Origin of the sequence: Mesorhizobium jarvisii (assembly GCF_003601985.1) — a bacterium.
Lineage (GTDB): Bacteria > Pseudomonadota > Alphaproteobacteria > Rhizobiales > Rhizobiaceae > Mesorhizobium > Mesorhizobium jarvisii.
This window is the reverse complement of record NZ_QZXA01000017.1, coordinates 1-12,350: the sequence shown is the minus strand read 5'-3', so window position 1 is coordinate 12,350 and position 12,350 is coordinate 1. Positions and strand designations below refer to the sequence as shown.

Here is a 12,350-nt window from a genome sequence, read left to right as displayed (position 1 = left end):
GGTGATCAAATTGTGGAAGCACGATTGTTCAGATCGGCAAGGATTGATCCAGCAGGGCTGTTCCCGCCTAGGCACGGATTGCTGCCAGCTGAAATTGCGCGGAAGTGCCAACCGATATTGCGCTACACTTTCCCCCGGCAGTCGCGGTAAATGCGGGGGTGGCCGATTCCTCTCCGCCGATCATCAAGACCATCGCCGTTGCCGCCGCGCCGGCTGAGGTCTGGCAGGTGCTGACGACGCCCGCGATGATCCCGCAATGGATGTCGGACGAGGAACTGAGCGTCAGGCTGGAAGGACATGCCGGTGGCGCGATCGTGATACGCGGGCTGCTGCATGGCATGCCGTTCGAGAACCATGGCACGGTCCGGGCGTTCGAGCCGGAGCGGCTGTTCTCCTACAGCTACTGGAGCACGCTGTCGGCCTCGCGCCTGGCGGACGTTGCCCGAAAACCATACGCTGGTCCGTTTCGCCCTGGCGCCGGCGGATCAGGGAACGCTGCTGACGCTGACGCTCTGCGACTTCGCCGAACCGGCGATCCGCCCGCACGCCAATCTCTACTGGGGGCCGACCTTGCAGATCCTGAAGGCGGTGTGCGAGCGTCCTTGACGAAGACGCCGCGCAATGAGCCCAGCCTTTACCCCTTTGGACGCCGCGCCAAAGCCCGGATGCGGTCGGCGACCTTGCTGTCGATCGGGTTGTAGACCGTCAGGTTCAAATCCGGCCGGCCGTCGACCGCGAAGGACGAGTATTCCAGCTCGATGTCACCCAGTTCCGGGTGTTTCAGCCGCTTTGTCCCGTCGCCATGGGCGAGCACGTCATTCTCCTGCCACAGCGCGGCGAACTCGGCGCTGCCGCTGCACAGTTCGTCCACCAGCTGGGTGACCTCGGAGACGGCGCCGGCACGCGCCGCATCGGCCCGGAAAGCGCCGACGACGAAACGGGCAAGGTTTTCCCAATCATGCTGCTTGGCGCGGATGTGGGGCGTGAGGAACATGAAGCGCAATATGTTGCGCCGGCCGGCGGGGATGGTGCCGTAGTCGGTCAGCACGATCTCGGCGGCTCGGTTCCAGGCGACCACGTCCCAGGTGGCGGTCTTGACCAAAGCGGGGCTGGCCTCGAGCGTGTCGATGAGGCGCTGCAGCCGGGGGCTGACGCCCTCGTCGCCCCGGTAGCGGACCTCGGGCGGACGGCCGAGCCCCAGCATGAAGAGATGTTCGCGCTCCGCCTCGGTCAACAGCAGCCCCTTGGCGATGCGGTTCAGCACATCGGCCGAAGGCGCGCCGCCACGGCCCTGTTCCAGCCATGTGTACCAGGTCGGGCTGATGTTGGCGCGCTGGGCGACTTCTTCGCGGCGCAGCCCCGGCGTGCGCCGGCGCCCGGAGAAGCCGAACGAGGCGGGATCGAGCCGGGTGCGCCGGTCTTTCAGGAAGGCTGCGAGCGTGCCGGCTGAGTTTGTGGGCATCCTGGTAGCCATTATACCATGATAAGGTCACTACTTTAATGGAATAATAGACCGGAGATATTGCGCAGGCAACTGTGCAGGAGATTTTGCATGCGTATCTTTTTGACCGGCGCCACCGGTTTCATCGGCTCGGCGCTTGTTCCCGAACTCATCCAGGCCGGCCATGAGGTGGTCGGCGTCACCCGCTCCGATGCAGGCGCGGAGGCGCTGGCGGCGGCGGGCGCCGAAGTGCATCGCGGAACCCTCGAGGATCCGACAAGCCTGCGCAGCGGCGCGGCCGAAGCGGACGCCGTGATCCACACCGCCTTCGACCATGATTTCTCGCGCTTTGCCGAAAACTGCGAAAAGGACAGCCAAGTGATCGCGGCACTCGGCCAGGCATTGGCCGGATCCGACCGGCCGCTGGTCATCACGTCGGGCGTCGGCATGGGCAGCCCCGGACATGGCCAACTGGCGGTCGAGGACGTCTTCAACGCCAGCCATCCCAATCCGCGCATCGCATCGGAACTCGCCGGCAATGCCTTGCTGGAGGCCGGCATCAATTTGTCGGTCGTTCGCCTGCCGCAGGTGCACAATCCGGTCAAGCAGGGGCTGATCTCGCCGCTCATCGAGGTCGCGCGCGAAAAAGGCGTCTCGGCCTATGTCGGCGAAGGCCGCAATCGCTATTCGGCGGGGCATCTCTCCGACGCCGCGCGGCTCTACCGGCTTGCTGTCGAAAAGCGCCAGCCGGGCGCGCGCTATCACGCGGTCGGCGAGGAAGGCGTCGAGGTGCGCGCCATCGCCGAGGCGCTTGGCCGGGGCCTCAACCTGCCCGTCGTCTCGATCGCGCCGGAAAAGGCGGCGGAGCATTTCGGCTGGATGGGAATGTTCGCCCCCATGGACCTGCCCGCGTCCAGCGCGCTGACCCAGGCACGGCTCGGCTGGCACCCGACCGGCCCGACGCTGATCGCTGATCTCGACGCCATGCGCTATTGAGGCGCTGCGGCCTCAGCCAGGGCTGACGGCGTAGCGCAAGTGGATCAGCCCATGCGCCAGCGTTTCGCAGCTTGTCAGCGACAGCTGCATCTTGCCGGCGAGGCCGCTTTCGCCGAACTCGACAAAACCCTGGTTTCCCGCCCGCGCGTCGAGCGCGGGCGCGACGAGCAGGCTTAGTTCATCGACAAGCCCGGCCGCGAAGAAGGAGCCGTTGATGCCGGCGCCGCCTTCGAGCAGCAGACGCCTTATGCTGAGCTCACGCCCGAGCACGTCGAGCATGGCGGCGAGATCGATCTCGGCCGTTTCCGACACGATGTAGGACACGCCGTCGGCGGCGAGCTCGGCCAGATGGCTGTCGGAGACGTCACGCCCAAGCAGCACCACGACATGGTCGCCGCCGACATCGGGCTTGGCGAAGTGGAGCTTGCCGGAGGTATCGAGCGCCACGGCATAGGTTCCCGCGTCGCGTTGCGCGAAATGATGCGGCCGCTCGACCTTGCCGGCATGCGCCGGCGGGTGCGCGCCGGCCTTGCTCATCTCGGCCATGGTGACGCGCCCGACGATCCAGGCGTCGCCCCGGAGATCGCCGTGGATCTGCTCATAGAGGCCTGACCACTCGGCCCGGGTTCCGTCCCGGCTGGCGGTGTAGCGGCTCGGATGAAGACTGCCGTCGAGCGAGGCGAGCATATGGCAGATGATATGCGGCTTCATGCAATTCTCCAGGGACGGACTGATCTTCAGAAGGACTCGGGGGTTCAAACTAGGGCCGCAGCCCCGGAATGGAAGCCGAGGCAAGTCGGTTTGATCAAAATTCCGACAATTCCGATAATTCGCCTCCAGCACTGTTATATCGATGTTGCACAAATGGTTGACCCTGGGTTAGCATTCCCTTGCTGATGCCGATGGGAGGCAGTTTTTGCAACGGCGATCAGCTGGAGCGGCATGCGCTGTCCTGCGCAAGGAGGATGCTCCAACACTTTGAACCGACGCATGATCCTTCCTGAAACCGTCCCGGTTTCCGGGGCGTGCGTTCTTGTGGAGGAGATCAACCATGAACAGACGTGAATTCCTGATGACGTCCGTGGCCGCCGGCGCCATGATGCTTGCAGCACCTTCGGCGTTCGCCGAGGACAAGCTGACCATACTGGGCTCGGTGCCCAATCTCGGCTTTCCGTTCTTCGTGCACATGCTCAACGAGATCAAGGCCGAAGCGCAGGCGCAAGGCGTTAACCTGACCGAAAGCGACGGCCAGAATTCAGCCACCAAGCAGACCGCCGACATCGAAGCGGCGCTGGTGCAGAAGGTCAACGCCATCGTGATTTCGCCGCTCGACGTCAACGCGCTGGCGCCGGCGATCGAGGAAGCGGTCAAGGCCGGTGTTCCCGTGGTGACGATCGACCGCCGCGTCGACGGTGTCCAGGGCATCCTCGCCCATGTCGGCGCCGACAATGTCAAGGGTGGCGAGGCGGAGGCGCAAGCCATGGTGGCGGCGTTCCCCAACGGCGCCAAGCTGTTCCATCTGCAGGGCCAGCCCGGCGCCGGCCCGGCGATCGACCGCAACAAGGGCGTGCACAATGTGCTCGATCCCCTGAAGGACAAGTACCAGATCATCTTCGAGCAGACCGCAAACTTCGCCCGCGCCGAGGCGTTGTCGGTGACGGAAGCCGGGCTCGCCGCCAATGGCAAGCCGGACGCCATCATCTGCGCCAATGACGACATGGCGCTCGGCGCGCTCGAGGCTTGCGCGGCGCGCAACTTCACCGACGTCAAGATCTACGGCTTCGACGCGCTGCCGGAAGCGCTGGTTGCCGTGCGCGACGGCAAGCTCGCCGGCACGGTCGAACAGTTCCCCGGCCAGCAATCGCGCACCGCCGTGCAGATCGCTGTCGCCTACGCCAAGAACAAGACCGAGCCGAAGGAGAAGCTGGTGCTGTTGACGCCGATCGTCATCGGCAAGGACAATCTCGACAAGGCCGAGAGGTTGAGCGAGACGAAGTAGGCTGATTGGATGAGGCCGGCGGGACAGCACCCCCCTCTGCCCTGCCGGGCATCTCCCCCGCAAGGGGGGAGATCGGCAGTGTCGATGACGGCACTTTCCTTGCGACGTTGGAGATTAGCGAAAGCCGAATGGACAGCCAATCTCCCCCCTTGCGGGGGAGATGTCCGGCAGGACAGAGGGGGGTGTTCACGCGCTGACGGGACCAGCATGAACCGCATCGAGGAAGCAATCATTGGCTGAAGCCGCACCTGTCCTGCTTGCCGTCGAGGGCGTCACCAAGCATTTCGCCGGTGTCACCGCGCTGAGCGACGTCTCGCTCGACATCCACCCCGGCGAGATCCTCGGCCTGCTCGGCGAAAACGGCGCGGGAAAATCGACGCTGCTCAAAATCCTGTCGGGCGTCATGCCGCCGTCCAGCGGGCGCATCATTTTCGACGGCGCCGATTACGCGCCCTCCAGCCCGCAGGATGCCAAGCGGCTCGGCATCGTCACCATCTACCAGGAGCTCAGCCTGATCCCGACGCTGACGGTGGCGGAGAACATTTTTATCGGCCGCGCGCCGGTCGGGCCGTTCGGCCTGGTGAGCTGGAAGCGCATGGAGCGCGACTCGCGCGACATCATCGCCCGTGTCGGCCTTTCCATCGATCCGATGACGCCGGTCTCGGCGCTGTCGGTGGCAGAGCAGCAGCTGGTCGAGATCGCCCGGGCGCTGTCGCTCAAAAGCCGGCTGATCATCATGGACGAGCCGACCTCGGCGCTGACCGAGACCGAGGTGCAGCGGCTGTTGTCGATCATGGGCCGGTTGCGCCAGGACAAGGTCGCCATCATGTTCGTCACCCACCGGCTGGAGGAGGCCTCCGCCATCTGCGACCGCATGACGGTGCTGCGCGACGGGCGGCTGGCCGGACATCTCGACCGCGACAAGGGGCGGCCGATCCAGTTGCCGCGGATCATCGAGAAGATGGTCGGCCGCGCGGCCTCCGAACTCTATGCAAGGCCGTCGCAGCGCGCGGTGGCCGGCGATGTCGTGCTGTCGGTGCGTGGTCTGCGCACCGTGCGCGACCCCGAGGCGCCGCATGCCATCGTGCTCGACGGCGTCGACATCGATCTCAAGGCCGGCGAAATCCTCGGCGTCGCCGGGCTTGTCGGCTCGGGCCGCACGGAGCTGGCACGCGCCATTTTTGGCGCCGACCGCATCGCCGCCGGAACCATCACGCTCGACGGCAAACAGATCGCGCCGGCCTCACCGGCGGATGCCATCGCGCTCGGCATCGGCCTGGTGCCGGAGGACCGCAAGCACCAGGCGATCTTTGCCGCGCTTGGCATCCTGCCGAATTTCTCGGTCGCGTCGCTCGGCACGTTCAGCAACGGTTTCGGCTTCATGGCCGAGCGGCGCGAGCGCGACGCGCTGTCGGGTTTCAGGAAGATGCTGTCGATCCGCATGGCCTCGGCCGAGCAGGCGATCGAGGGCCTGTCGGGCGGCAACCAGCAAAAGGTGATCCTGGCGCGCTGGCTGGCGCGCGATCCGAAAGTGCTGATCGTCGACGAGCCGACGCGCGGCGTCGATGTCGGCGCCAAGGCGGAGGTGCATCAGATCCTGGTGCAATTGGCAGCGCGCGGCATCGCGGTGATGATGATCTCGTCCGAGCTGCCCGAAGTGCTGGCGGTGTCGGACCGCATCGTCACCATGCGCAGGGGCCGCATCACCGGTGAGATGCCGGCCGTCGAGGCAAACGAGGAAAAACTGATGGAACTGATGGCGCTCGACAAGCAGGATGCTCTTGGGCAAGACGCGCTTGGGCAGGATGCGGAGGATCAGGCACGATGAGCATCGCTGAAGAGCAGGGCCAGCGCGGCGGCGCGACGATCGCGCGGCTGTTGATGAGTTTCGGGCCGCTGCTGTTCCTGGCGGCGCTGGTCGTCGTCTTCACCGTGCTGAAGCCGAGCTTCATCGACCCGATCAATCTGTTCAACATCACGCGCCAGATCTCGATCACCGGGCTGATCGCGCTCGGCATGACCTTCGTCATCCTCACCGCCGGCATTGACCTGTCGGTCGGCTCGCTGCTGGCCTTCTGCGGCATGGTCGCCGCCGTCGTCGCCAAGGGCGGTGCGGCCAACACGCTGTCGCTGTCGACCTCAGGCACGCAGGGCTATGGCTGGTTCGCGGCGCTGCTGGCGGCCGTCATCGTCGGCGCCGCCGCCGGCGGCGTGCAGGGGCTTGCCATCACCCGACTGAAAGTGCCGCCCTTCGTCGTCACGCTGGGCGGGTTGACGGTGTTTCGCGGGCTGACGCTGACCATCTCCAATGGCGGCCCGATCTCGGGCTTCGACGCCTCTATGCGCTGGTTCGGCACGGGGTTGATCGGCCCGGTGCCGGTGCCGGCCATCATCTTCGCCATCGCCGCGATCCTGTGCCACATCGTGCTGCGCTACACGCGCTATGGCCGCGCCGTCTATGCCGTCGGCGGCAATGCCGAGGCGGCCCGATTGTCTGGCCTGCGCGTCGACCGCATCCTGGTCTCGGTCTATGTCATCGTCGGCTTCTTCGCCGGGCTCGCCGCCTTCGTGCTGTCGGCGCGGCTCAACTCATCGGAAGCGGTGGCCGGCATCGGCTATGAGCTGACGGTGATTTCTGCCGTCGTCATCGGCGGCACCTCGCTGTTCGGCGGCATCGGCTCGGTCGGCGGCACGGTGGTGGGTGCGGCGCTGATCGGCGTGCTGCAGAACGGGCTGCAGTTCAACAATGTCTCGTCCTACACGCAAAGCATCGTGATCGGGCTGATCCTGATCCTGGCGGTGGCGTTTGACCGGTGGCTGAAGTCGCGGGTGCGGAGATGAGGGTGTTCGACGGAACGAGGCGTTGATGATTTTGCGCCGATATACCCGCCGCAGAACAAGCGTGGCGCCAAGCTGGAGCACCCCTCGTCCGGCTCGGCGCTGACGCGCCGATCCACCTTCTCCCATAGGGGGAGAAGGGAAGATGGCGCATCACCCCGGCAACTGCTCCTCGATCACCCGCGCCGAGCCCGGCACCAGATGCCCGGCCTGATCGAAGCGCAGCACCACCACCCAGTTGAAGACATCGCCGGGCCATTTGCCGTTCGGCAGCAGCGCCTGCGGGTCGGCGCCAAAGGCCTTGATGAGTTTTCCGAGCTGGCCGTGATGCCAGGCGATCAGGATCGACTTGCCGTGGGTTTCACTGGAGAGTGCGGCGACGAGGACTTTGACGTCCTTGTCGGCGAAGCGCTGGTCGATGGGCAGTTTCAGCGCCCGGCTGAGCGGGGTGAGCGTCAGCCGCTCGCGCGCGCTGTTCTTCGAATCGGCGCTGGCCACCAGCATATCGGGCCGGAAGGCGACACCGTCGAGCAGGAAGGGCTGGAAATAGGCGACATAGGCCTGCGCGCGGGCTTCGCCCTCGGGCGACAGAGCGGGTCCGCTGTCGGGCTTTTCGCCATGGCGCACGATCAGCACCGTGGCGTCGGCAAGCCCTGATGTGCTGTTGCCGGCGGCATGGGCGGACAGAGCAAGCGCCATCACCCACAGGGCGGCGAGAACGAGGGGTTTCATGGCGGTCCTTCCCTGGGTTTCGAGCCGACCAATCAACGTATCAATTCGACGGAATCAGGGCCGCCACGGTACCCACGGCATCCCGGCATTGAACCAAGGAGATGCGCGGCCATTTCCCGGCCCGGTTGCAAAACGATCGCCCTTTGCTAGAAAGGCCTGGGGCGGGTGGCATCGTGAGAGACCTCATGTTTGCCGATATCATCAGGCCGATCAGCTTGAGTTTTTCGCTGCTGCAACGCTTCTGGCCGCAGCTTGTCGCGCTGGTGCTGGCCGGGGTGCTGGCCGGCGATCTCCTGCTGCAGCTGGCGGCGAAAGTGGCGCTCGCCAATCATTTCGCCGGGCTTGCCATGCTGACACTGGTGGCGCTGGCGCAACTGGTGGTGACGGTGGCGATGTTCCATGTGCTGCGCCCCGGCCTGCCGCATCTCTTGGCCGCGCAGCGCGGCGCCAACAAGGCCGCGGAGGAGCAGGTCACTGGCGACCGGCGCGGCTCGCGGCTGGTGCGCATGATCACCATCGCGCTGTTGCCTTTCTTCGCCTATTACGCGGCCTGGGGGTTCCTCGGCGATATCGTGCGGCAATATTCGCGCGCCACGCTCGACCAGGCCGATTTCGGCCAGGCCGGAAATGTGCTCGACGTGCTGGATTCGCGCTGGCTGCTGATCTCGGTGGCGGTGTCCTGGCTGATCCGCCGGCTGGCCAAGTTCATGCAGACGAAAACCAAGACCGCCTCGTTCTGGCAGATCGTCGTGGTGATCTGCGAGACCAACTGGATCTTCGTCGGTCTGTATGTGATCAGCCGCTGGAAGGATACGGCGCTGCAATGGCTGATGAGCCGGTCCTTCTGGTCGGTGGTGCAGGCGTCGGCCGATGGGCTGGCGAGCCCGGTGCCGGTGGCGACGGCGGCCCCGATGGTGCCGGTCGAGATCACCTCGATCGCGCCGTCGACGGTCGCCATCAACCTGTTCTTCTACATGCTCCTGCCGCTGATCTGGCTGGTCATGGCGGCGCTGATCTATGGCTATGACGTGCGCGACGATGCCGCGCTGATGCGCGTGCACAACCGGGTGGAGCGCTTCGGCAAGCGCTATGCCGGCCTGCCGAAATTCCTGCGCGACTTCGTCGAGCATTTCATCGCCGGCTACCGCTCGCGCTACCTGCCGATCGCCAATGGCGTGCGGCTGACGGTGAGTTCCAGCCTTCTCCTTCTGTGCACGCTGATCATCGGCTATCGCCTCATCGACTGGGGCGCCGCCTGGCTGTGGCTCGGCGCGACACGGCTGATCGGCCCGCACGAGCTCGATGTCTGGCAGATATTCTCGCACGGCGTGACGCTGCTGTTCGGCAGCCCGTTCCAGGATTCCTCCACCGGCATTTTGATCGAACCGATCAGGATATGTTTTCTCGCCGCCGTGCTGGAGACGGCGTTTTCGCTGTCGAAGGGTAGATGAGCTACCTTCTCCCCGTTTACGGGGAGAAGGTGCCGGCAGGCCGATGAGGGGCGGCGCTGTCGCGAAAGAATTGAGCTTGATTTCGCAGGGCCGGCGCTGGCCGTGACGTTAGGCAAATCAGCCACTTACCGGAGCGTTGGCGCTGCCCCTCATGGCCCTGCCGGGCATTTCTCCCCGTATTGTGACGGGGAGAAAGTGGCTACTTCGGCGGCCTTTGAAAGCGCAAGAACCAGGGCCGCTCGCTGCTCAGCCCGACTGCCGGGCGGATGGTTTTCACCGCGTCTTCCGGCACGATGAAGATGTCACCGATGGTGACGGTGTCGCCCTTTTTGACGCCGGAGAAGATCGCCGAGGTGCAGTTCATCACACCCGCCGGCAGGCTGACGCCGGCGATGACATCCGGCAGCCAGCGGCGCCCAGCGGCGTCGGTCAGCATCAGCTTGCAGCCCAGCCACTGCTTTTGCAGGTCGGGGTCACCTATCTTGACCGAGAACGTGGCGATGACGGCGAAGGCATGGTCGGGCAGGCGGCCGGCCTTGCCGCCGCGCAGATCGGCCAGTTTCCAGTCACTGCCGCCGAACGGCACGGACTGGCCGAAATCGACATCCCTGGCGATGAGGTCCTCGCCATGCAGCCATTCGCGCAGGCTGTCATAGCTGGTCTCGGCCAGCGTCAGCGGCAGCAGGATGGCAAGCGCCACAAGGCTGCGCCGCCGCCATTTTTGCTCGGCCTGCCGGTCTTCGCTGGCGATCGGTCCAGGGGCGGTAGAAACGGCGCTCATGACTTGCCTTGAGGTGGCGGCGCATCGAGGTCGTATTCCGGCAGCACATCCGCCGGCTGGCCATCGGCGCTTGTCGGCAACCCATCGAGGCTGATGCGCGCTTGCGCGTCGAGCGGGCCGAACTGGCGCGCTGCTATCAGCAGGCTGGCGCCGCGGATCTGGTCGGGCGGTATTTCGAACACCAACAGGCCGCGCTTCTCCAGGCCCGGATCGACGCCATGCGGCGGCATGTCCTGGCGGTAGCCGAGCCGCTCCGTCTGGTGATAGCGCAGCCCGGTCGGGCCTTGCCAGGTGCCGTCGGCAACCGTGGTGGAGGCAGCGGTGGCGGTGAGGCTGGTCGTCACCACCGCCCACAGGCCGCTGGTGGTCAAAAGCTTTTGCCGGCCGAACTGGTTGGTTTTCAGCGCGCGGGCAAAGACCACCTTGTCGAGCCGGACATCGAAGCTGCGCGCGCGGATGGTGTCGTGCATGGCGCCATCGGCCGGGATCGGCGCGGTGAGGTCGGCATAATGCGGCTTTGACACCTGCATGCCATAGCTCAGCACCACGGTCGCGCCGAGGATGACGAGATTGCCGAGGATGCGGATTCTCATGAGCCGGTTGCCGGCACGTCGGCGACCGGCAAGGTGATGGTGCCGAGCCGGTAGGGATTGAACCAGCCGGGCATGCCATAGAGGTTGTCGCGCGGCTTGAAGATCTCGGCGGTGACGCCGAAGCTCAGGCTGGCCGGGACAATGGCGTCGCCGGCCAGCGGCCAGACATAGGCCATGCGCTCCGTCATGCCGGGATGCAGTTCCGGCGTCAGCGTCTCGTCCCGCGTCAGTGCGATCATCGGCATGGGATCGGGCAGGGCGAGCCCGTCCGGCTTGAAGACATCGAAATAGGCCTTGTCGGATTGCGCGGTGCGATTGGTCATGTCGGCCTCCAGCACCAGCGCCTTCTGGCCGGGCTTCATCAGCACGCCATAAACCTTGGCGTGGCTGACATAGGCGCGCACCGGCTGGACGCGCCAGCGTCCGGCATCGATGGCAGTGTCGAGCGGCAATTGCGGCGGAGCGTGGGCGGGGAGGGCGCCGAAGGCGCCCATCAGGCCGGCGACGAACAGCGCCGCGATGGTTCCCGCGCCGGCCGTGATCCAGGTTTGAACTTTTGAGCGGGCAGTCCTGAACATTCCAAATCATGCACGTCGAACGAAGAGCCACCCACGCGCAATCTAGAAAGAAACGGAACCGATTGGAACCCGCAAATGGCTGGTCTAGCGTGCCGGGCCTCAGGCCGCTTCGAGCGCCCACAGGCGATGGCCGTAGCGGCGGAAGAAGCGGGCTGCGAGACGCTGCTGCCTGGCCCGAACGAGATCGGGCAGGCGCCGTTCCTGGCGCCAGCGCGGCATGTTGCGCCAGCAGGCGATGAAGCGGGCGGTGTCCTCGATGGCCTCCTGCGCCGACAGCGCCGGGCCGATTGCCGCCAGGAACAGTGGTTCGGATTGTTTCAACTCGTCGATGACGGCCTTGCGCCGGAAATGATCCTGGCGGGCGTGCGTGATGCCGTTGCGGCGGATCACCTCGAAGGCTTCGAGCAGAGCAGGACTGTCGCCGGTGTAACCGCAGGCGCGGGCGAAATCGGCGGCATCCATCACTGCTCCCGGGTCTGATGCGGCAGGCGACTCACATTTGCGAGTTCTTGAAAGCATAACTCAAAAACCGATAAAAGGGAAACTTTTGGGAAAGTGTTAAAACTGCGACTCGACTCCCGGCTCAAAACACAGGATTATACGAACAAATCAGGAACAAACGGGGTGGAGAGGCAATGGCATTGCCGGGCAGGAAACCAGTCATCGCGCATGTCGCCTCGATATCGGTCGAGTGCGCCGATTGCGGCCGCAACAGATGGTGGAAACCGGATGAACTCCGGCGTTTCGGGGTGACGGGCAGCACGCCGCTGGCGGAGCTTTCGGGCCGCATCGTCTGCTCGGCCTGCCGCGCCGACGGGCTGCCGGGGACGGCGGTGTCGATCCAGGCCGCCTTCATCGACGAGCGTCAGCGCGTGCGCAGCGAGGCACAGATGCTGAGCGAGCGCGAGGTGCTGGTGGAGGGGGCGAGGCGGGCTTGACAG

14 protein-coding genes and 1 pseudogene are annotated in these 12,350 nt (G+C 65.4%); 8 read left to right on the top strand and 7 right to left on the bottom strand.

From position 1 onward, the window contains the following. Positions 1-245: 245 nt before the first annotated feature. A pseudogene (locus tag D3242_RS34190) lies at positions 246-353 on the top strand (SRPBCC family protein); the annotation flags it as partial. Positions 354-438: 85 nt separating this feature from the next. Further along, positions 439-606, top strand: coding sequence for an SRPBCC family protein (locus tag D3242_RS34185; protein ID WP_223217965.1), 168 nt, complete (start codon positions 439-441; stop codon positions 604-606). Between the two features lie 28 nt (positions 607-634). Here the strand turns inward: D3242_RS34185 and D3242_RS30145 are convergent, their stop codons facing one another. Then, positions 635-1,462, bottom strand: coding sequence for a helix-turn-helix transcriptional regulator (locus D3242_RS30145; RefSeq protein ID WP_032920671.1), 828 nt, complete (start codon positions 1,460-1,462; stop codon positions 635-637). 90 nt (positions 1,463-1,552) lie between these two features. Here D3242_RS30145 and D3242_RS30140 point away from each other — a divergent pair, with 90 nt between their 5' ends. Continuing rightward, entirely contained in the window at positions 1,553-2,437 is an 885-nt protein-coding gene (locus D3242_RS30140) for an SDR family oxidoreductase (protein ID WP_038648317.1), read from the top strand. 12 nt (positions 2,438-2,449) lie between these two features. On the opposite strand, the gene D3242_RS30135 is transcribed toward D3242_RS30140, so the two are convergent. Further along, on the bottom strand, positions 2,450-3,148 hold the full coding sequence (locus D3242_RS30135; RefSeq protein WP_019859577.1) for a RibD family protein: 699 nt from the start codon (positions 3,146-3,148) through the stop codon (positions 2,450-2,452). 340 nt (positions 3,149-3,488) lie between these two features. Between D3242_RS30135 and D3242_RS30130 the strand changes: the two genes are divergently transcribed. From D3242_RS30130 to D3242_RS30115, 3 genes are all read left to right on the top strand, one after another. Further along, on the top strand, positions 3,489-4,436 hold the full coding sequence (locus D3242_RS30130; RefSeq protein ID WP_027047106.1) for a substrate-binding domain-containing protein: 948 nt from the start codon (positions 3,489-3,491) through the stop codon (positions 4,434-4,436). A gap of 232 nt (positions 4,437-4,668) precedes the next feature. Further along, on the top strand, positions 4,669-6,264 hold the full coding sequence (locus D3242_RS30120; RefSeq protein WP_019859576.1) for a sugar ABC transporter ATP-binding protein: 1,596 nt from the start codon (positions 4,669-4,671) through the stop codon (positions 6,262-6,264). Continuing rightward, positions 6,261-7,277, top strand: coding sequence for an ABC transporter permease (locus D3242_RS30115; RefSeq protein ID WP_019859575.1), 1,017 nt, complete (start codon positions 6,261-6,263; stop codon positions 7,275-7,277). Before D3242_RS30120 ends, D3242_RS30115 begins: the two co-directional genes overlap by 4 nt. A gap of 150 nt (positions 7,278-7,427) precedes the next feature. Here D3242_RS30115 and D3242_RS30110 read toward each other — a convergent pair whose 3' ends face one another. After that, positions 7,428-8,006, bottom strand: a complete 579-nt coding sequence (locus D3242_RS30110) for a flagellar basal body-associated protein FliL (RefSeq protein ID WP_223217901.1) — start codon at positions 8,004-8,006, stop codon at positions 7,428-7,430. A 185-nt stretch (positions 8,007-8,191) separates the two neighbouring features. On the opposite strand from D3242_RS30110, the gene D3242_RS30105 reads away from it, so the two are divergent. Then, positions 8,192-9,457 carry a hypothetical protein gene (locus D3242_RS30105; protein ID WP_064985848.1) on the top strand — a complete coding sequence of 422 codons (1,266 nt, stop codon included), beginning with the start codon at positions 8,192-8,194 and terminating at the stop codon, positions 9,455-9,457. Between the two features lie 199 nt (positions 9,458-9,656). Here the strand turns inward: D3242_RS30105 and D3242_RS30100 are convergent, their stop codons facing one another. The 4 genes from D3242_RS30100 to D3242_RS30085 form a co-directional block, all read right to left on the bottom strand. Next, the gene (locus tag D3242_RS30100; protein ID WP_038648300.1) at positions 9,657-10,238 is read right to left on the bottom strand and encodes a hypothetical protein; all 582 of its coding nucleotides are present in this window, start codon (positions 10,236-10,238) and stop codon (positions 9,657-9,659) included. Then, entirely contained in the window at positions 10,235-10,831 is a 597-nt protein-coding gene (locus tag D3242_RS30095; RefSeq protein WP_064985846.1) for a hypothetical protein, read from the bottom strand. The genes D3242_RS30100 and D3242_RS30095 overlap by 4 nt, the downstream gene beginning before the upstream one ends. After that, on the bottom strand, positions 10,828-11,409 hold the full coding sequence (locus D3242_RS30090; RefSeq protein WP_064985844.1) for a hypothetical protein: 582 nt from the start codon (positions 11,407-11,409) through the stop codon (positions 10,828-10,830). Before D3242_RS30090 ends, D3242_RS30095 begins: the two co-directional genes overlap by 4 nt. A 99-nt stretch (positions 11,410-11,508) precedes the next feature. After that, positions 11,509-11,871, bottom strand: a complete 363-nt coding sequence (locus D3242_RS30085; RefSeq protein ID WP_081296215.1) for a hypothetical protein — start codon at positions 11,869-11,871, stop codon at positions 11,509-11,511. 173 nt (positions 11,872-12,044) lie between these two features. Here D3242_RS30085 and D3242_RS30080 point away from each other — a divergent pair, with 173 nt between their 5' ends. Further along, positions 12,045-12,347 (top strand): hypothetical protein, encoded by a 303-nt coding sequence (locus tag D3242_RS30080; RefSeq protein WP_019859569.1) that lies wholly within the window; start codon positions 12,045-12,047, stop codon positions 12,345-12,347. The last annotated feature ends 3 nt before the right edge of the window (positions 12,348-12,350 follow it).